At 37.4% G+C, this 21,459-nt stretch carries 13 protein-coding genes; 4 read left to right on the forward strand and 9 right to left on the reverse strand.

Going from position 1 to position 21,459, the window contains the following annotated elements; translation table 11 throughout:
* Positions 1-292: 292 nt before the first annotated feature.
* Together AAEY62_RS15170 and AAEY62_RS15175 are read right to left on the reverse strand one after the other, a co-directional pair.
* The gene (locus tag AAEY62_RS15170; RefSeq protein ID WP_024591585.1) at positions 293-1,459 is read right to left on the reverse strand and encodes an aldo/keto reductase; all 1,167 of its coding nucleotides are present in this window, start codon (positions 1,457-1,459) and stop codon (positions 293-295) included.
* Positions 1,460-1,810: 351 nt separating this feature from the next.
* Complete coding sequence (locus tag AAEY62_RS15175) at positions 1,811-3,049, reverse strand: NADH:flavin oxidoreductase/NADH oxidase family protein (protein WP_350635276.1); 1,239 nt, start codon at positions 3,047-3,049, stop codon at positions 1,811-1,813.
* A gap of 100 nt (positions 3,050-3,149) precedes the next feature.
* On the opposite strand from AAEY62_RS15175, the gene AAEY62_RS15180 reads away from it, so the two are divergent.
* The gene (locus tag AAEY62_RS15180; RefSeq protein WP_350635278.1) at positions 3,150-3,557 is read left to right on the forward strand and encodes a MerR family transcriptional regulator; all 408 of its coding nucleotides are present in this window, start codon (positions 3,150-3,152) and stop codon (positions 3,555-3,557) included.
* Between the two features lie 352 nt (positions 3,558-3,909).
* Here AAEY62_RS15180 and AAEY62_RS15185 read toward each other — a convergent pair whose 3' ends face one another.
* From AAEY62_RS15185 to AAEY62_RS15205, 5 genes are all read right to left on the reverse strand, one after another.
* Positions 3,910-4,101, reverse strand: coding sequence for a DUF3185 family protein (locus AAEY62_RS15185; protein WP_007583678.1), 192 nt, complete (start codon positions 4,099-4,101; stop codon positions 3,910-3,912).
* Between the two features lie 61 nt (positions 4,102-4,162).
* Entirely contained in the window at positions 4,163-5,629 is a 1,467-nt protein-coding gene (locus AAEY62_RS15190; RefSeq protein ID WP_121954823.1) for a DNA recombination protein RmuC, read from the reverse strand.
* Positions 5,630-6,696: 1,067 nt separating this feature from the next.
* A complete protein-coding gene (locus AAEY62_RS15195) occupies positions 6,697-9,843 on the reverse strand; it encodes a DEAD/DEAH box helicase (protein WP_010552907.1) in 3,147 nt (1,048 codons plus the stop codon).
* Between the two features lie 426 nt (positions 9,844-10,269).
* Complete coding sequence (locus AAEY62_RS15200; protein WP_197111873.1) at positions 10,270-11,232, reverse strand: transcriptional regulator; 963 nt, start codon at positions 11,230-11,232, stop codon at positions 10,270-10,272.
* 15 nt (positions 11,233-11,247) lie between these two features.
* Positions 11,248-12,486 carry an AAA family ATPase gene (locus AAEY62_RS15205; protein WP_007583176.1) on the reverse strand — a complete coding sequence of 413 codons (1,239 nt, stop codon included), beginning with the start codon at positions 12,484-12,486 and terminating at the stop codon, positions 11,248-11,250.
* Between the two features lie 773 nt (positions 12,487-13,259).
* On the opposite strand from AAEY62_RS15205, the gene AAEY62_RS15210 reads away from it, so the two are divergent.
* A complete protein-coding gene (locus AAEY62_RS15210) occupies positions 13,260-14,474 on the forward strand; it encodes a hypothetical protein (RefSeq protein ID WP_024591590.1) in 1,215 nt (404 codons plus the stop codon).
* A 69-nt stretch (positions 14,475-14,543) separates the two neighbouring features.
* Here the strand turns inward: AAEY62_RS15210 and AAEY62_RS15215 are convergent, their stop codons facing one another.
* Positions 14,544-15,419: a DNA replication terminus site-binding protein gene (locus tag AAEY62_RS15215; RefSeq protein WP_024591591.1), complete on the reverse strand. Its 876-nt coding sequence runs from the start codon at positions 15,417-15,419 to the stop codon at positions 14,544-14,546.
* A 1,002-nt stretch (positions 15,420-16,421) separates the two neighbouring features.
* Between AAEY62_RS15215 and AAEY62_RS15220 the strand changes: the two genes are divergently transcribed.
* A complete protein-coding gene (locus AAEY62_RS15220; RefSeq protein WP_024591592.1) occupies positions 16,422-17,771 on the forward strand; it encodes a class II 3-deoxy-7-phosphoheptulonate synthase in 1,350 nt (449 codons plus the stop codon).
* 59 nt (positions 17,772-17,830) lie between these two features.
* Here the strand turns inward: AAEY62_RS15220 and ppsR are convergent, their stop codons facing one another.
* On the reverse strand, positions 17,831-18,640 hold the full coding sequence (gene ppsR / locus AAEY62_RS15225; RefSeq protein WP_350635281.1) for a posphoenolpyruvate synthetase regulatory kinase/phosphorylase PpsR: 810 nt from the start codon (positions 18,638-18,640) through the stop codon (positions 17,831-17,833).
* A 157-nt stretch (positions 18,641-18,797) separates the two neighbouring features.
* Between ppsR and ppsA the strand changes: the two genes are divergently transcribed.
* Positions 18,798-21,173, forward strand: coding sequence for a phosphoenolpyruvate synthase (ppsA, locus tag AAEY62_RS15230; protein WP_350635283.1), 2,376 nt, complete (start codon positions 18,798-18,800; stop codon positions 21,171-21,173).
* Positions 21,174-21,459: the final 286 nt, after the last annotated feature.

A 21,459-nucleotide genomic window follows, 5' to 3' on the forward strand; every position in this document is an offset into this window, starting at 1 on the left:
TGGGGGTTTACAGTAACTTTTTACTCTATATATTTAGTCCTTTCAATATGTTCCACACGCTCTCACCACTAGGATGAAGCGCAGCATGATACCGATACGCGTAATATTTAATAGGCACGTAATAATGCTTTTGACTACCTAATAACTAATTTTAAAAACTTCGCTTTTAAACGCCAGCAAGCTGCGCTTATACAAATGCCCAACAATCAATGCACTTACTACTAAGCGTTGCTTGAAAATCAACCTCATTAGCTATAACGAGGTGTGCCAAGCAAATGGCACACCTATTTTGTTATGCAGGTATGGGCGCGTTTTCAGCAATAAGCTGTTTAGATTTCAATTCACTCCAAAATTCGCTTGGTATGGTAACTTTCATTGAGGCTACATTAGCTTTAATCTGATCTGCCGTGCGTGCGCCAGGAATAATTGAGGATACCGTTGAAGGCGCCTCTGCGAATTGCAGTGCAGCTGTTTTAATATCAATCCCATGTTTAGATGCAATGTCGCTTATTGCATTAAACTTTTGCTGCATAGGCCCAGGAATTTTAGGTGAATAATTAAAGCGGTTACGACCGGCTAAAAAACCACCATTAAGCGGAGCACCAATGACTGCTGAAACACCTCGTTTATCAAGCATAGGAAAGGTTTTATCAAGTGCCTGCTTATGATCTAAAATTGAATATTGCAGCGCTAGTAAGCAAATATCAGGATCTGACATATCAAGCGCTTTATAAATAGCATGAGGTGTATTTACTCCAAAACCCCAGCCTTTAATTATTCCTTCATCACGCATTTTAGTTAACTCAGGAATAGCCCCTTTTGCTGCCTGATCAAAATACTTAAGCCAGTCATCTCCCATATCACTATTTTGCGGTGATAAATCGTGAATATAAACAATATCAAGCGAGGCGACACCAATACGATGCAACGTGTCTTCTATTGAACGGCGCGTACCTGATGCAGAGTAATCATATTTATAATGAAAAGGTGAGTGATCAGCCCAATGCCAGCTATTTTCTAGAGGCTCTGCTGAAGGGGTAAGAAGGCGACCTACTTTTGAGGATAAAACATAATCTTCACGCTTTTTGTTTCGAAGTAAATCACCGAAGCGCCTTTCACTTAAGCTTAAGCCGTAAAAAGGTGACGTATCAAAATGACGAATACCAGAATCCCATGCTGCATTTAGCATTGTTAAAATTTCTGCATCGCTTGATATAGTATTAAAGCCATTCCCAGCGGCAAGACCGCCTAAGCCCATTCTTGATTCAGGCCGGTAATGCTTAGCGTTAGTAACATCGTTTGTGGGCAGAGCAGCGCTTTTATCTATTGATCCTTTAGTTTGCATAACACTGCCGTTAGACATTTTTACTTTTAATTGTTCAGCCAAAGCTGAAGCACTAAAAATAGAGCCTAAACTTAAAGCAGCGCCTGCTTTAATAAAATTTCTGCGAGATACCATGTAACTATTCTCCTTGAGTAAGGTTAAATATCCACGCTATAAACTAGTATAAATACCAACCAAACTCAAGCGGGAGAAAAACAATAAATATCAGTACTTTCAATAAGATGAACAAATTAACAAACGCTGAACGCGCACTTTAATTAACATTTTAGAATGATTATTTTCTTTACTCGTACAGTACTTTAATATGCACAAAATAGTGCACTATAATAGCTTGATAAAAAAGCAAACTTCCAAATTGGTGCACGCCTTAATACTCATTTACACAACATAAAAATGGTTACATTTATTCAAGTGTAAAAATTAGTAAACAAAACCGGAATACATAAAAAGAGTGAATACCAAAGCTTAGTTAATCTCTCTAGCAAAGCGATTGCGGTAACGCTTAGTTAATTTAACCGAACGTAGCTGGTCGCTAATTAAAGTAAATATTGGTGAAGCGTTTGTTTTTACAGGTTTGCCTTGGCCTAAACGGCGTATTTGCCTTTTTACCAGTGCCATAGTGGCAAGCCCTGCAAGGGTTTTATCTTGCCAAGTAACACTGGGTAATACGGCTAGTTGCAGTGGCTCATTTTGCCATTTGTTTGGTAAATTTGGTTGGTATGCAAGCGCAGTGGCAATACCCACGAGGGCCACTCCACTTTCAATCACGTTGTTGGCAATAGATAAGCGACTAATGCCGCCGGTGGTCATTATTGGGATTGATGAGCGGTGGCTAATCGCTTTTGCAAACTCTAAAAAGTATGCTTCGCGGGCAAGTGTGCGTTCGTCACCTGTTTTACCTTGCATGGCAGGGGCTTCGTAACTACCACCCGAAAGCTCTACAAAATCAACATTGAGTTCATTCAATAAATCCACTACAACTTGCGCGTCACTGGGTTCGAACCCACCACGTTGAAAATCTGCAGAGTTTAACTTTACCGAAACCGAAAGGGTGGGGGAGCAAGCTGCTTTAATACTGCGGGTTATTTCGAGAAGTAAACGGACTCTATTTTGTAAACTTCCCCCCCATTTATCGTCGCGCTTATTGGTAAGTGGCGATAAAAACTGGGCAAGTAAATAGCCATGCGCTGCATGTATTTGTACGCCATTAAAACCGGCTTTTTCAGCTTGTAGTGCAGTTTGTGTAAAGCGGGTAATAACATCGTCAATGTCGGTTTGAGTCATTGCCTTTGGTACGCCAAATAAGTGCGAGTGCTTACCCATATTAAGTGCAATACTTGACGCTGATAGAGCCTTTCCACCCATTTTTTTAAATACTTGCCTACCAGGGTGATTAATTTGCATCACCACTTTGCAATTATTTTGCTTTGATAAACGAGCAAGCTCTGCAAAGGCAGTAATATCGGTACTTTGCTCAAGCACTAGGCCACCTGGGCCTGTCATCGCTAAATGATCAACCATTACATTGCCAGTAATAATTAGCCCTGTACCGCCTTTAGCCCATGCGCTATAAACATTTTTAAGTGCTTGGGAGGGTGTTTGGTCCTCTTGTGCTAGGTTTTCTTCCATAGCGGCTTTGGCAATACGATTTTTTAATACTAAACCACTTGGCAAGGTAAAGGAGGTAAACACAGGGTTTCGCATAATTATTGGCTAATTAAATTGACATTAAAACAACTATAACCTTAAAGTTAGCTTGAAGGTCAACCTACTAAGTTTATGTAAAGTGGAGTTATTATTAGTTATGAAAATAGGCGAACTTGCAAAACTTACCAACATACCTGCCAGCACTATTCGTTTTTACGAAAGCAAAGGGTTATTAACACCAACCACTCGCAGTGCTAATGGTTATAGGCTGTACACCCAACAAAACTTAGAAAAACTGCAATTAATTAAATTTTCACAAAGCTTGGGTTTTTCACTCAACGAAATACCTTTATTACGTAACGAAAACGGCGAGCTAAACCACACAGTAATAATCGAACGTTTAGAAAAAAAACAAAAAGAAGCTGACATTTTGATTGAGCAAATGCAGAAAAAGTCACAGCGTATTGGCAGTTTAACTGCGTTACTAAACTCTTATTGGGATAGAGGCGAATGCCTGCCAGAAAGTAAATTAAATGAATTACTAGAAGTAATTGATTACAAATAAACTAATACAGCTTATTCAGGGCCTGTTTATCTTTTGAGATTAAATTTGCAGCAGACTGTTTGGTATTTAGGCAAGGCAGAGTCTATGTAGTGTGGTTATTCCCCATAAACAGACGATAATGTAGTATAAATGCCAAACATGCGCTGCCCTAAGGGTTCTGCCTAGGGGCAATTTACTCTTTGTTGCTCGGTTTTTACTTATTATTACATGGATGTAAGCCATTAGAATAACGCAGGAGCAGTTATCGAGCCCACTAAATTACAAACCTCGCGCCGCGATTAAATAGCCCCTAGATTGAACAAATTTTATCCTGAAAGGTCAACAAGCCCCAGTAAGCTGTATTTTATTTATGTTACTTAAGCTTTTTAATGCCAATTAACACACAGATGGCACCGCCAATAATACCCGCCCATGCTTCTATTGGTGTATCACCACTAAATGCACGGCTTAACTGCGAAGCCGCCGCATCATACACGTCATATCCCCACATAATTAAAGCGATACCTATAACGATTAAAACAATACCTATAATCTTATTATTCATAAACACCTCTGGTTTCTAACGTACATTATTTAACATACTTAATTGAAAACACTTAATAAATCTAATCAAGCTCTAGCTGCGCACGTTCAACGCTCTCACTAGGTAACTCTTTTTGTACCGATACACCAAGCTCTTTAAACTCTGATGCTTGTTTAATTAAATTACCTTTACCACGGTATAATTGCGAGAACGCTTTGTCGTAACTTTCTTTCGCTTTATCAAGCTGCTTACCTACGCCTTCCATACTTAATAAAAAACCATTGAGCTTGTTATAAAAACGCTCAGCCCGATTTGCCAGCTCTTTTGAGTATTTGGTTTGCTCTTCAAAACGCCAAAGCTGTTTAACAATATTTAAACTAGTAAGCAGGGTAGTAGGTGTAGCTACCAGTATATTTTTTTCGATTGCTTGTTGGTAAATATCACTTTGATATTTAAGTGCTTCTACAAAAGCTGATTCTATTGGTACAAACATAACCACAACTTCAGGCGAATTAAGCCCTGGTAAACGGTCGTACGATTTACTCGCAAGCTCATTAATACGTGCTGTAACGGCGCTTACATGCTCTTTAATTGCTTGATTAGCATCTAGCTCATTTTCAGCGTTCACATAGCGTGTATAAGCATTTAATGATGTTTTAGCATCAATGACTAAGTGGCGACCTTGTGGTAAGTAAACAACTACATCAGGGCGCAAGCGGCCATCTTCAGTGTTAAACGACACTTCGCGCTTATAATCAACGCCAGCACGTAAGCCAGCGCTATCTAAGACGTTTTCGAGCATGAGTTCGCCCCAATTACCTTGGGTTTTCTTTTGCCCTTGTAGCGCGTTGCTGAGCTTGTCGGCTTGATCTGTTATAGCTTGGCTTTTAGCTTGCAAATGCAGTAGCTCGGTTTTAAGCGCGGTTCGTTGTTTTATGTCTTCAACATGTATTGATTCCATTTTTTCTCTAAAGCCTTTTAGCTCGCCTTGAACCGGTTTTAATAATTGTTCAATGCTTTCTTGATTTAAGGTTTTAAAGCTTTGTGATTTTTCTTCTAGAATCTTATTGGCTAGGTTTTCAAATTCTTTTTTGAGCATATTTTTACTTTGCTCAATTTGCGCGAGTTGCTCGGTAAAGCTTTGTTGTTTTTGCTCGAGGGTGGTGCGCATATTATTATATTCAACATCGCGTTGATTATATTGCTCACGAAGCGCTGCAAGCTCGCCTTCGGCTTTACGCCAAAAGTGATTGTATTGAATGCTTTGTTTTTCTTGTTCGCTAAAACGCGTTTTAAAATGCTGGGCTTCATCGCGCTGTTCTTGGTGAGTATGTTCTAGCAGTTCGTGATCTTCTTGCAAGGCGCTATATTGCAGCTCTTTATTATCAAATTGATTTTGTAATAGGGAAAGCTGTTGCTGCTGTTCGCTTATTTGTAGATGTAGCTTTTTGCGAAGCTGTGTTGATACAACGCCGTAAAATACAACGCCTAACGCAACACCAGCACCGGCGCTTAGCCAATCAATATTAGTGAGTACTTGAGTGAGCATAAAATAAACTTATAAAATTTAGGGACATGCCATCATAACCAATAACACGCAATAGAAGTAGGGGAGCAAAGAAATTACAGACATAAAAAAACCAGCTCAAAATAAGCTGGTCAAATATTACTAAATTAAGTAATCAAAAGGAAAATCAACATGTGCCCGAGTAAGCTGCAACTTAAATACATAATCACCAAAATAACTAATATTACTGGGTGAGGCTATATAACAACAGGCATTAGAGTAGACCGGAAAACAAAATAATTAATTCAAATTAATTTACGAAAAATCATTTATTTTTATTCGGGTTGATTTAAACAAATCAAATTATGGGCATAAAAAAAGCCAGTTCAAAATGAACTGGCTTAATCATTACTAAAATTAGTAATCAAATAGGGGAAATCAACATAAAACCTGTATTAACTGCAATTAATCAACAAGCATAATAGTAGACGCCGCTCTTTGAATTAAGTTCATAAAAAGATCAAAATTTTTTAAATAAAAATTGAATGCTAAATTTTGGACATAAAAAAAGCCAACTCAAAATGGGCTGGCTCAATCATTACTAAAATTAGTAACTAAATGGGGGGAATCAACATGAAAACTTGTATTAACTGCAATTAATCAACAAGCATAATAATAGACGCCACTTTTTGAATTAAGTTCATAAAAAAATAAAAACTTTTAAAATAAGTGCTGCACGCTAAATTTTGGGCATAAAAAAAGCCAACTCAAAATGGGCTGGCTCAATCATTACTAAAATTAGTAACTAAATGGGGGAATCAACATGAAAACTTGTATTAACTGCAATTAATCAACAAGCATAATAGTAGACGTCCGTTTTTTAATTAAGTTCATAAAAAAGTAAAAACTTTTAAAATAAGTGCCGAACGCTAAATTTTAGGCATAAAAAAAGCCAACTAAAAATGGGCTGGCTTAATCATTACTAAAATTAGTAACTAAATGGGGAATCAACATGATGCTTGTGCTAACTGCAATTAACCAACAAGCATAATAGTAGACGTCCGCTTTTTAATTAAGTTCATAAAAAGATCAAAACTTTTTAAATCAATTTAGTTTTTAATTAGCGATAACATTTGTTGTTCATCAAACTTTGTAAAGCTCATTGATTTATCAGTAAATAACGCATCTACAAGGGCCTGTTTGTCTTGTTGCATTTTAAATACTTTTTGCTCTATTGAATTACTCATTATGAGCTTATACACAAATACAGGGTTAGTTTGGCCAATACGGTAAGCTCTATCAGTCGCTTGTTTTTCTACAGCAGGGTTCCACCATGGATCAAAGTGAATAACTGTATCGGCTTGTGTAAGGTTAAGGCCTGTACCGCCGGCTTTTAAGCTAATTAAAAACACAGATGTTTTACCACTGGTAAACTCGTCGATTACTTTATCTCGGTGGCGCGTTTGCCCCGTAAGCATACTAAAGTTAATGTTTATTTCTTCAAGGCGTTGGGCTATTAAATCGAGCGCCGATGTGAACTGACTAAATATAATAATTTTACGACCGAGACTTAACATAAGCGGTAAGTGTGTTGTTAACCATTCAAGCTTAGCGGAGCCTGCTTGAGTGTCTGGATCTATTAATTTAGGGTGGCAACAAATTTGCCTTAACTTTAAAAGTGCCTCTAAAAATGCAAGTTTACTTTTTTGTGCGCCTTGTTCGGCAAATAAGTCTATTAGCTTCTCTTCTAATGAACGTGTAATACCTTGATACATTTCTTTTTGCTTAGGCTCAAACTCAAACTCTTTAGTTAGCTCTGTTTTTTCAGGCAGCTCTTGCGCTACTTGTGCTTTAGTGCGGCGCATTATAAAGGGCATAATTAACGCTTTTAACTGCTCAGCTCTCTCCATATCAGCTTCACGCTCAATAGGCGTTTGAAAGTGCTGCTTAAAGTGGGCTTGAGACCCAAGTAACGATGGCATAGCAAAATCGAGTAACGATTTAAGCTCAAGTAAATTATTCTCGATTGGAGTACCACTTAAACAAAGTTTAAAGTCGGCATTTAAGCGTTTAACTAATCGCGAAACCTGTGCGGTATCGTTTTTAATGTATTGTGCTTCGTCGAGGATTATATTTTCAAAATATAATGGCGAATAATATGCAATATCACGCTTTAAAAGTGGATATGTAGTAAGTATACACTGCGCTTGCGCTAAGTGCTGTAAAGGATCGTTACGGTTTGAACCAAAAATAGTGGTGACTTTTAAGCTTTTAGCAAACTTAATAATTTCGTTTTTCCAGTTACTCACCAAACTAGTTGGACACACTATTAGTGTAGGGCCTGCCTGCGGGCGGTTAAATGTACTAGCTAAAAATGCAATAACTTGCAAGGTTTTACCCAGGCCCATGTCATCAGCTAAAATACCACCTAATTGGTGACGTTTTAAAAAGCTAAGCCAGTCAACACCTTGCTGTTGGTACTCACGAAGTGTTACTGAGTCATTTAAGCCATGTAATGAAACCTTAGTAATTGCTTTATCGGGACTATTTAGCTCTTGTAAGTATAGCTCTAATGAGTCGTCGTGAAGCTCTACGTTTATAGCAGTGTGCTTTACTAATTCAGGCAAATACGAAAGCGGAATATTAAATTCGTCTCGTGTTTTTACAAATTCAAAACGCTCTTTAAATTCATTTAATAAGTTAATTGCTGACTTATTAATAACCCCAAACTCACGACCAAGCGGATAGTAGTAAAATAGTTCACTTTGGCGATTTAATGACTGATATAGCGGGTCAGTATTAGTAAACAACAGCGATGCTTTAGCATCACATAGCAATACTTTGCAGTGCATTTGATGCCCTGCTGCGCGGTGTACATGTAAACTAACTTCACACTGCGGATTAGGACTCGTTACTTTACTTACACTTACTTGCCAACCACGTTGCTTAAAGCCAGGGAATACTTCGTATATTAGCCAATGCAAATGGATTGAAGACTGCTTTGTAAATACCAGTTCACTTTGTAAACCCCCTTTACAAAATTCAAATCCTAAGTTAATTAGCTCGTTAGTTACAGTATTTTCAAATGCACTATTAATCGTACTTGCAGGTGCAGCACCTGCTAAATAGTTTTTATTTTTATACTTAAATAACAAGGAAAGAGATAAACCTTGATCGCCCATAGTTACTTTTAAAACAGCATTACTAGAGATTTTAGGCAATGTTGGCTGTAAATTAGTAGGGTGGGGTATTACACCTGCACCAAAGTTATCGGCAAGCTGCTTGTATATTCTATCAAAATTAGCGTCATGCAAAGCAGGCATAGTTTGTAAATGTGCTATTTCGTCTGCACTCAATGGGGTGCGAAGACGGCCCGCTTTTAAATGATCTAAATCGAGGTAAGTAGGTGGTGTTGTTTTTAATAAAGCCCAGTTTTGTGTTTGCTCAAGCTTAATAACTAATTGTGAGAGATCTTTATCTTGCTCCCAACTAAAACTTAATGCTTGGCCAGATTGCGCTTTAATTGGTACTCGAGAACGCTGGAAAAACAGGCGTTCTGTAGCTATCAACTGTTGTAAGGCACTAAAACCCCACTGGCCTTTTAGCTCAATACTTCCCACTGCATTTTGTGAGCGTATCCAACTAAATAATCTAAAATCACTTTCGAGTAAGTCACTCGGCGTTACAAAACTATTTAACTGCTGCTCGGTCAGGTTTCGACCTAGCGTGTAATTCTTTTTAGTCTCAACATTCGCTATTTTAGGTGTTAAGAATACTTTGTTATTTTCAATATCTAATACAAATAATAATACTTGCGATGGCGTGTTTTGATCACCACTTTTAAGTGCGCTTAATTCGCTAAACCAGTCATTAATAAAGTAATCTTCGCCATATTCACCAGAGTGCTCTATTTTGAGCTTAAATAAAATAGCAGCTAAGTGTCGGCATTTAGTTTTTGCATTACACGTACAATGCGTATCAACAGAATAACCAGTTGGTACTTTACTGATCTCAATACGTTGGTTAAACGATGATCCATTATCCACTTGTACAGTAGAGTCGACTACAGAAAAATTAGGGGTGTGTTCTAGCCAAGTGATTTGACCTTTCTTGTAATATTCTTTGCCTTTATCTAAAACATTTTCACGGAAAAGTTTTTTAATAAAGCGTTCAGACAGAGGAAACTGGGTAGCCTGCTCATTTTTAATTTCTTCAAAAATAGCCATTAAATCATTTTTTGATAAGTTAGCAGACATGTCACTCTAAGCATTAAATTTTAAAAATAATCCTGCCAGTATATGCCTTATGTGCTCTGAGCTAAAGCACTATTAACAAGATATAAACTGGTTGGAGCTGATAACTTAGTAAAAAATCGGTTTGTAAGTAAAAATAAGCATCCAATTTTACAAAATAATATTTAAAACAACTGCAATGGTAGAAGTTACATATAGTTAGAAACATAAAAGTAAGCATTACAGATCACGATTTTACTAACAATAATAATAAATGAAGAAATGTAGCTAAAAAGAGGAGATTAGTTAGTAAAAAAGTGATCTTGAAGAAGGAATATGATTATTTGAAGAGGAAATAGGCTAGTAAAGATCAGATTTTTACTAACAAAACAATCTGCCAGATCACTATTTAACTAAGTAAATATGCCTGACAGATCACTATTTAACTAACTAATTAAAAGCACTTAATAACTTAGTTAATTGCTCTAAGCGCTTGTCTGTCATTACTTTATTATCAATTTTGATAGAGACATCACCGCTTTTTAAATTGCGTTGTACCGATATGAAGTTATTTTCTAGTACAGCTTCGCGCTTAACAGCTACTTGTGGCTCTGAAGTTAGGCATTTAGTGATCGCCATTGCACGCTTGTCGTCGCTTGTAATCGCATTTAACTCTTCATCACTAGCAAGGGCACTAACAAGTTGATTAAACGCCTCTTCGTCTCGCTCCTTTGCGCTAACAAGCTTTTTAGCGACTTCGCGACCTACGTGATTAGCAGTAGGGTAAAGCGCAATGACATCAGCAGGAATTTGCTCATAAGCTTTAATTGCATCTGCAATTGCAGTATGCGATACACCTTCTACCGCGGCAATCTCTCTGTAAGATCCTTTTTTACCTTGCTCAATAAGTTCATTTTTAGTTTGTTGGTATGCTTGGCCAAGCTCCCATAAACTAGGAGCAATGTATTGATCTGAAGATACCGCTAAAATTTTTGCATCTTGATCAGTAAAATCGCTTGAACTAAGTACTAAATAATCTGCGTTACCTAAAATACAGGCCATACGACGACGTGAACCTGCCAGAACTAAACTTTTGTCACCTTGATCCCAAAGTAGGGCAGGATGTTGATTTCGGCCATCTTCACGAATTGCAGGAAGAATGTCTGATACTGACTTTTCGTTTAGAAGTGCCTGTACACGACGATTTTTGCCATATACACCAGTGGTAGATTCAATATCAGCATGTGCGATCACTTTACAAACAAGCGTAATTTGACGAGCAGGGTCGCTCGGTGCAGGCATTCTAATTACATCGCCAGCATTCGCTTGTTCTAGTAATGCATCAAGACTACTGCTGCCTACAGCAGTTGCAAATGGATCTAAGCGGGTGTCATTTTTACGTTTTTTAGCCATTTTTATTTAACATCCTTACTTAGGGGTATTGAGTGTTGATTGAGTTGACTGCCAATTTGAACGAATAAGCATTTCTAGCTCATCGACCACATCTTTAATATTTTCTTGAGCGCGCATTAATGACTCACGACTTGCTAAGCTGTCTGATGCTTTTTGATCAAAAATAGTGTTGAAAGACGATGAACTAGCGGTAATCGCGGAGCTGTGATTGATTGGGTAGCTCATTACTTGGCGACCAAATGCACTACGAACATCTTTAACGATATCGCGCTGTGAGTGATTACCTTTCACATAGTTGGTCACTAAAAATTGCATAAAGTCCCAGCCCTCATGGCCAAGTGCTGCAACTGTATGGTAAATCTCACCTAGTCGTTTTAAATATTTGTTATTAGCATCAAAATCTACAGCTTCCGGATGAACAGGAATAAGCATCGCAGTAGAGGCCATTAATGCATTATAAAACATAAAGTTAAGGGTAGGTGCTGTGTCAATTAAGATAATATCAAACTCGTCTTTAACGGGATCAATTACTTTCTCAAGTAACTTGTGGTAATGGCGAGTTTGCTCATAATTTGAGGTATCTTTGAGTAAGGTTGCCGTTTCGTGCTCAAAGTAAAAGTCATCCATACCCGATGGTAATACACGAATATTTGGGATATGCGTTGGTAAAAATGAGTTAGACACAAATTCAGGCCATGTTTCACCCTCGTCTAAATCTATGCAATCACGCATTAAATCACCAACAGTAATCGGGTCGTGCTCACTTGAAGGAAAAAAGCTTGAAGAAGAGCCTTGTGGGTCTAAATCTATAATACCAATGCGATAACGTTTAATATTTGTAGTTGCAAGCGCTGCTGCTATATTAACCATACTGGTAGTTTTACCGCAGCCGCCTTTGAGAGAATTAATTACAATAACTTGCAGTTTGTCATCACCAGTACGATGATCTGGTTTAATGTCCATAATATCGGCCATAGCAAAAATATTTACTAATGTGTAAGCATAGTGACCGTTAGCACCGCGTTTTATGTTTAAATCATCGAAGTCGCCATTATCATGACGTCTTTTTAAAGTACGATTATTACAACCTAATAAATCAGCAGCTGCTTTTTGTGTATACGTTCTTAATTCTTTTTCTTCTGATTTAAGATGAGCACGGTAGTGCTGAATACGTCCTTCTAATGATTTTTCAGCAACTTCAGCTGTGGCTTTCAAAAGCCGATAGGTACTTAATGCGTTATTGTTGATAGACATACTTTCTTCCTCAAAGTTAGGCAGTTAGTATAATGTCCATTCAAATAGCTGTAAACAACTATTTAAGACGACATGCATTTTAAAAACAAGACATCTAAAAATATTTTTACACCTTTAATATTGCTTAGTATAAATAAAGAAGTTTAAAGGTGGTTAAATATATAAGGTAATAAAGGTTAAGGGTGTAAAATCAGCACATAACATTATGATTTATATGAATAATGTTTAAAAAAGCAGATCAGGTTTATACTTGGTTAAGATCAGATCTTTATCTACCTGCGGATCAGCTTTTTACTAAGGTCTATTTTAAATATAGAGTTATGCACAGGTTACGCATGAAGTTATGAACAAAAAGAGCCCTGCGGATCAGTTTTTTACTAAGTAAATTATAAAGTTATGCACTAGTCGCAACATAAAAATACGCTTTTAATTAGTATAGATCTGATCTGTACTTGGTACAGATCAGATCTATTCTAACTCGATAAGGCTTTATCCACAGGGGAATATATTTTTTGGTGTATTTGTCGTGCTTAATTTTAAAATTAAGCCATTGTAATGGACAAAATAACAGCTGAGTTAGTAAAAATTAGATTTGTGATAGTCCACTTAGTATAAATATGATCTGAAATCGTAAGTAATGTACATCACTTAGTATAATAGTGATCCAAACGTTTTATTTAAAGTCAGATCACTTTTATACTAACTTAAACATTTAACTTTTGTTGCTTAATGTGTTGTTATTAGCTGTCGCAATAAAAATGGAAATAAGAACAATGAGCCGAAAGGTCAACATCTCGGTAGATAACTTGCCCGATACACTTAGGGGCCAAATCCACGGGGTGGAAAGTGCAATAGATAACGAAAGTTTAGCACTATTTACAGACAACAAAGACGTGCGAATTTCTATTGAAAATGCAGCACATGGATTACGTGCATATTCAAACACGTTTAATCACTATGATTTGTGGGGACGCTTTGTTCGCTCGGGCTATAAAAAATTGCCACTTGAAGAAGCGCCTAAAAAAACAATTATTACGCGTAAAATATCTGAAAAAGTAGATGGTATTTTGTACGATGGCGAAATAAAAATAACGCCAGCTGTTGTAAGTACACGCAAAGATGGCGAAGATGTTGAATACCTTGTTTGGCCATCAGATAGAGAAGAAAAAGTAGAGCGAGCACTTATTCGTTTAGCTTCTAAAGGCAAAATAGTTAAAATTAATTTTAAATCCGGTATTCAATACGCGGTTGTTTTTTCTATGAACGAATTAGCACAAGAACTCAAAGCGGTAGGGCAGTCAATGCCATATCCTGCAATAAAAGAGTCACTTGAAGCATTGCAAGGTTCTAAACTTTCATTTAAATATTCGGCAACAGATACTAAAAATTCTGATATAGATGATTCGTTTTACGAGTCAAACATGAACTTTTTATCGTCACTGCATTTTAGTGGCAAAAAAGGTCAGGGTGGCAATGTAAAATGTGTTGCCTGTTTAAATGCATTTGTTCATAACATGATTGATAACCTTGAATACAAAGGGTATTACTTTAATAGCGCTCAAGAATTAAAACGTGGATTATCGCGTTGGATGATGCTTCGTTTGTATCACCTTTGGCGTTATGCAGCACCAGGTAAAACGTACCATTTTAGATTACTTTCAATTATGGAAAAATACGGATCTATTTATTCAACTGATGATATTACCGAAAATAAATTAAAAGCACTTCGTCGTGATATGACCACCACAATGAAAGATTTGATTGAAAAAGGTGCAATATCAGAATACAGCATTACAAACGTTAAAGATGACAAAACCGGTAACATTATCGATTACACATACGAAATGCACCCGTCTGATCAGTTTTGCGATGAAATACTTACATTGAACAAACACAATAAACGCATTGAAATCCAAGGCGGTAAACGCATTGTTGAAAATGCCGTGCTGATTGATGAAGATAAAATTGAAGAAATAGTAGAAAAATAATAACCGTTATTTTAAATACTGTACGCATAACTAAAAAGGCCACACTATGTGGCCTTTTTAACATAATGACTACCGCTCAACCTGTTCTAAATATAACCTATCAACCAAAAAATCATACTCGCGCTTACGAGGGTGAGTTTCGGGTTTTTGATAATCAGGTAATATACCTAATTTTACGTCTGGTTCTGGATTAATCAGAATAAAGGGTAATGCAGCACTCACATGATAGCGATTTTGCGCCGTATATCTCACATTTACCTGTGGACTCACTCGAGTAGGGCGGCGAATTCTAAGTTTTTCCTTTTCGCCTAAACTAGCAACCCGTAATTGTTCTTGAGCTACAAGTGATTGCCATTTTTGTTGATCTATCATTCTTGGATTTCGATAACTGGCCGATTTGTCGAGCATTTCGAGAGCCATTTTTTTAGTCAGCGTTTTAGTTGCGTGTTTGTGCATCCAAGTAAACCTAACCGAAAATGGCGATTCGCTTTCACTATGAATTTTACGATATGCAGCAAGCGTTATTAAATTTGGTATAGCATTGTGAACTGCTTCAAATCGAGCATCGTTGCTATCAATAGCTAAAATACATTCTTTAAACGTAGTTTTAGCTTTATTTACTTGAGCTATACGATTATTTAAAGCTTGTTTATCTGCATTTTTAATGACGAGCAAACCAGGGTGTCTTTTTAAAACACGACTGCTTAATCCTGATTTTTTATACATGTCTGAAAAAGAGTTTAGGATTGCTTTTTGAGCAGGTACTCCAGTGATTTTAGAAACAAGTATAGATTCTGGAACTTTACTCTCATCGAAACTACTTACATCTGGTAATTGATAATATTCCGCTTTGGAGAATTCACACTCTTTTAGTTCTTCAATCAACCTCAAAGTTAATTCGTTCATTAAATCAAACTGACTTCTAATTTGTACCTTAGTTACCATTACACACCTCAAAGAACACATCTTACTAGTCTTATATTATTACATGCACTTTGCTTTGTCTAAATAAATAACAAATAGTACTCAGGGCTCATAGTAATATTATATTTCAATTAAGTATGATGTGTTCTTTAACGTGGGAATATATAAATGAAGAAAGATTGAAACTCCTTACTAATTCATATGACATTGGAGTATTTACTTTGTCGTATATAAAAAGGCTAATGCGCCAAGTGCTAGATTATCTAAGTAGTAGGTGGTAAAACTAAGTTTAGAAAAATGAGTTAAGCGGAGTTATATAATTTCATATATTTATCTAACCGTCTTAGCATTCATTATTATTTATAATTACTGACTCATATTACACCGTGTTGGCAATATGGTGACAAGCTAAAGGTTACAATGACTACAAATGCTTTTTGATATCAGTTCCTCTTTAAAGATACTTCTAGCAGTGGGGGCTTTAATCATGGTGAACTGTTAAGTAACACTATCACTTTGAAGAGAAAACTTAATGGCCTACCACACCTTTGAGTTGTAGCACTTGTGAATATAGTCCAGCATACGAGTGCTATACAAGACTATGCGTCTAGGATTTAAAGCGCAGATAAATGATTACCACAAACGCTCATATCATACATTAAGGTCTGCACATAGCACTTGATAGCTATTAATTAATTATCCGCGTAAAGTTAAGATTACAGAAGCCGTCATTTAAGTATGATGTGTTCCTAGCTAAATTACGTATAACATACCCTTATGTACTATTTATTCTCAATGCGTTAAAATTGTAAATAGTTAGCTCTAAGCTCATGTATTTAAACACTTTAGTTTCTTCGAAATAAAACTAAAGTGTATGTTATATAACCACCTAGGTTAAGTAAGATTACTATTATACTTAACTCAAAACTAAATAATTGGAAAATAGTGAATTTAGTCCTTGAACATAGGGGCCTGCATACGTTAATTTCTTCTTATCAGGTAATGTAGGAATGAGGAAAAATTATGCAATCGTGGAACCCAAATAGCTGGAGAGAGCTGCCAATACTGCAGCAGCCACAGTACCCGGATCAAGAAATACTTAAATCAGTAGAAAGCCAATTAAAAACGGCACCGCCTTTAGTTTTTGCTGAAGAAACAAGAAGCCTATTCAAACAACTTGAAGATGTGTGCGAAGGTCGTGCTTTTTTACTTCAAGGTGGTGACTGTGCAGAATCATTTAGCGATTTTAATGCCGCTAACATTCGCGATACATTCAAAACAATCTTACAAATGGCTGTTGTATTAACTTACGGCGGTAAATGCCCTGTAGTTAAAATAGCGCGCATGGCTGGTCAATACGCTAAACCTCGTTCAGCAAACTTAGAAACAATTAATGGCGTGTCTTTACCATCTTACCGTGGCGACATTATTAATAATATCGAGTTTACAGAAGAAGCACGTATACCCGATCCACAACGCTTAATGACTGCATACCATCATAGTGCCGCTACGTTAAACTTATTACGTGCTTTTGCACAAGGTGGCCTTGCCGATCTTCACCAGGTAAACCGTTGGAACATGGGCTTTGTTGCTGCAAATCCACTTAAAGAAAAATACCAACAACTTGCTGATAAAATTCAAGACGCACTAGAGTTTATGGAAGTGTGCGGAATTAACTCTACAATTGCGCCAAGCTTAAAAGAAACCGATTTATACACTTCTCACGAAGCGTTACTACTTGGTTATGAAGAGGCGCTTACTCGTCGCGACCACTTATCTGGTGATTGGTACGATTGTTCTGCTCACTTTGTTTGGATTGGTGAACGTACTCGTCAACTAGACCATGCACATATTGAGTTTTTCAAAGGCATTAAAAACCCAATTGGTGTTAAAGTTGGCCCAGGTATGGACCCAGATGACCTAATTCGTTTAATTGATGCATTAAACCCAGATAACATTCCTGGTCGTTTAACGCTAATTACGCGTATGGGTGCAGATATACTTCCTGAAAAACTTCCAGCACTAGTAAGAAGAGTTCAACAAGAAGGCCGTAAAGTAATTTGGAGCTCAGATCCAATGCACGGTAACACTGAAAAAGCGACATCAGGTTACAAAACACGTAACTTCGACAATATTATGCGCGAGATCAGTCAGTTCTTCGCTGTACACAAAGCTGAAGGTTCATACGCAGGTGGTGTTCACCTAGAAATGACAGGCCAGCACGTTACAGAGTGTACTGGCGGTGCTTACGGTTTATCTGACGATGACCTAGCACAGCGTTACAAAACGCAGTGTGATCCACGCCTTAATGCCGACCAAGTATTAGAGTTAGGCTTTTTAGTAGCTGATTTACTAAAAGACGCACGTAAATAATATTTATTGATACAAAAAAACCGCTTAGTTGCGGTTTTTTTATTTCTTTGATGAGTAAGTTAGTACTTACGTCGCTCCAAGTCTGTTTCTATCAATATTTTTGCAGATATTTCTTCAACAGAGTGATGCGTAGAATTAAAGTAAGCAATTTTATGACGCTTATACAACATTTCCACTTCGCGGACCTCAATACGACACTGTTTAATTGAAGCATACTTAGAGTTCGCCATACGTCGATGCCTAATAGCCGCAAGTCTCTCAGGGTCAATCGTAAGTCCAAATAACTTATGTTTATAAGGGACTAAACATTTAGGCAAACCTTCATTGTCTAAATCTTCTTCTGTAATAGGGTAGTTAGCCGCTTTAATGCCGTACTGCAGTGCTAAGTATAAGCTTGTGGGTGTTTTACCACTTCTACTAACGCCAATTAAAATGATGTCTGCTTCAGAAAAGTTTTTAATATTTCCGCCATCATCATTCATAAGAGCATAATTAACGGCATCAATTCTAAAGTCATAACTTTTTTCGTGGATAGAATGCGTACGATGCATTTTAGGAACTGGGGCTACATTGAGTTCTTTTTCAATTTTTTCGCTATATGTAGTTAAAAAGTCATACGTGACTGCATCAGCCGATTTTATAATTTCACTTAAATTGTGATTAACAAAAGTAAAAAAAACAAATGGCTTTTCGCCTGTTTTTGCAGCGGTTGCATTAATTAATGCTTTAATTTCTTGCGCTTTTTCTTCAGTTTCTACAAATGGAATTGTTTTATGATTAAAATCGATAGGAAACAACGACAAAGTCGCATGCCCAAACACCTCTGAAGTAATAGCGGTTCCATCTGATATATAAAAAGCAGTTCTCATAATTAACCTTTTTATTGCGTTTAAATCCCTAAAATGGGTTTCTCACGGTTTACGTGAGGACTATTGCCAGTGTAGAATGATGATGACCTTTATAAAAGGTTTTCTTTCTTAACTCTCACAGTTAGACCTACAATTTGTTTTTTTTGGAGAAAGATCCGTGCAAGAATACGTTCTCTGGTATCAAGAGCTTGGTATGCAAGATGTTCCTCGAGTTGGCGGTAAAAACGCTTCACTTGGCGAAATGATTTCAAACCTAGCAAACGCTGGTGTACAAGTACCGGGTGGTTTCGCAACTACCGCAGATGCTTTTAATGAGTTTTTAGATCAATCAGGACTCACAGCAAAAATTCACAACATTCTAGATACACTCGATGTTGATGATGTAAATACACTCGCTAAAGTCGGTGCCGACATCCGCCAATGGATAATCGACACACCATTCCAACCAAACCTAGATCAAGCCATTCGCGACGCATATAGCCAACTCCATGGCGATACTGCAGCAGATGTATCATTCGCAGTACGTTCATCAGCTACCGCTGAAGATATGCCAGATGCATCATTCGCAGGCCAGCAAGAAACTTTCCTTAACGTTGTTGGTATCGATTCAGTCATGGTCGCTATTAAACACGTATTTGCTTCATTATTTAACGACCGTGCAATCTCATATCGAGTTCACCAAGGTTACGATCACCGTGGTGTGGCCCTATCAGCGGGTATTCAGCGCATGGTACGTTCAGATAAATCAGCATCTGGCGTAATGTTTAGCATTGATACAGAGTCTGGTTTTGAAGACGTTGTATTTATTACATCAAGCTACGGCTTAGGTGAAATGGTTGTACAGGGCGCAGTTAACCCTGATGAGTTTTATGTTCATAAACCAACACTCCTTAAAAATAAACCTTCAGTAGTACGTCGTAACATTGGTTCTAAAGCCATTCAAATGATTTACTCAGAAGATAAAGCGCACGGTAAGCAAGTTGACATCGTTGATGTTGCCCCTGAGCTTTCAAATAAGTTTTCGATTACAGATGAAGAAGTGCAAGAACTTGCCAAGCAAGCTGTAATCATCGAAAAACATTACGGTCGTCCTATGGACATCGAATGGGCAAAAGACGGTAACGACGGCAAACTATATATAGTTCAAGCACGTCCAGAAACTGTTCGCTCAAACGAAGACTCTAACGTAATGGAACGCTTTCAATTAAACGGTACAAGCAACGTTGTTGTTGAAGGCCGTGCAATTGGTCATAAAATTGGTAGCGGTGTTGTTCGTGTTCTTGATTCAATCAAAGAAATGGATCAGGTACAAGTAGGCGACATTTTAGTAACCGATATGACCGACCCTGATTGGGAACCAATCATGAAACGTGCTGCAGCGATTGTTACAAATCGTGGTGGACGTACGTGTCACGCGGCAATCATTGCACGTGAACTTGGTATTCCGGCTGTTGTAGGGTGTGGTAACGCAACTGATTTAATTAAAGCGGGACAGGAAGTAACTGTATCGTGCGCCGAAGGCGATACCGGCTTTATTTACGAAGGTATTTTAGATTTTGAAATACTAACGTCACGCGTTGATAAAATGCCAGAACTACCAATGAAAGTTATGATGAACGTAGGTAACCCCGATCGTGCATTTGACTTTGCACGCTTACCGCATGCCGGTGTTGGCCTTGCGCGAGTTGAATTTATTATCAACCGTATGATTGGCGTTCATCCTAAAGCGTTATTAAATTTTGATGCTCAAACAGATGCATTAAAAGCAGAAATTACTGACATGATTGCCGGTTACGAATCACCAGTAGAATTTTACATAACAAAACTGGTTGAAGGTATTTCTACTCTAGGGTGTGCATTTGCACCAGAGCGTGTAATTGTTCGTATGTCTGATTTTAAATCAAACGAATACGCAAACCTAGTTGGCGGACAGCAGTACGAGCCAGAAGAAGAAAACCCAATGATTGGTTTTCGTGGTGCCGCACGTTATATCTCTGAAGACTTCCGCGATTGTTTTGCACTAGAATGTGAAGCTATAAAACGCGTAAGAAACAACATGGATATGGCTAACATAGAAATCATGATCCCATTCGTACGTACCCTTGAAGAAGGCAAACGCGTAATTGAATTACTAGAAGAGCATGGCCTTAAACGCGGCGATAATGGTCTTAAAGTAATCATGATGTGTGAGCTACCTTCAAATGCATTACTTGCAGATGAATTTTTAGAAATGTTTGATGGTTTTTCTATCGGCTCTAACGATTTAACACAGTTAACGCTTGGTCTTGATCGTGATTCTGGTTTAATCGCACATTTATTTGATGAGCGTGACCCTGCAATTAAAAAGCTACTTTCTATGGCAATTAAAACAGCTAAAGCAAAAGGAAAGTACGTAGGTATTTGTGGTCAAGGTCCTTCAGATCACGAAGACTTTGCAGCATGGTTAGTAGAGCAGGGTATTGACTCTGTTTCATTAAACCCAGATACAGTAATAGAAACATGGTTATACCTAGCTAAAAAATTAGCAAAGTAATAAATAGGTAAGCTATAAAAAATGCCAGCAATAAATTGCTGGCATTTTTTTATACTCAATTAAAAGTAAATTAACGGGCTAATTTTTTATCTAAATAAGCACATGATTTAGTTAACGCCTTTTGACAAAGTGATAAGTAATGTCGCGCTTTAGGATAGTAAAACGAAAAGCACAATAAACCCGCCATAAAAAAATATAAGTGAAGGCTAAGGGCGTGTTGATCTTTGTGGATTGAAATTTGTTCAATCTAGGGGCGATTTAATCGCGGCGCGAGGTTTGTAACCTA

Source organism: Pseudoalteromonas sp. GW168-MNA-CIBAN-0100, from assembly GCF_040309225.1.
In the GTDB taxonomy this organism is placed as follows: domain Bacteria; phylum Pseudomonadota; class Gammaproteobacteria; order Enterobacterales; family Alteromonadaceae; genus Pseudoalteromonas; species Pseudoalteromonas arctica.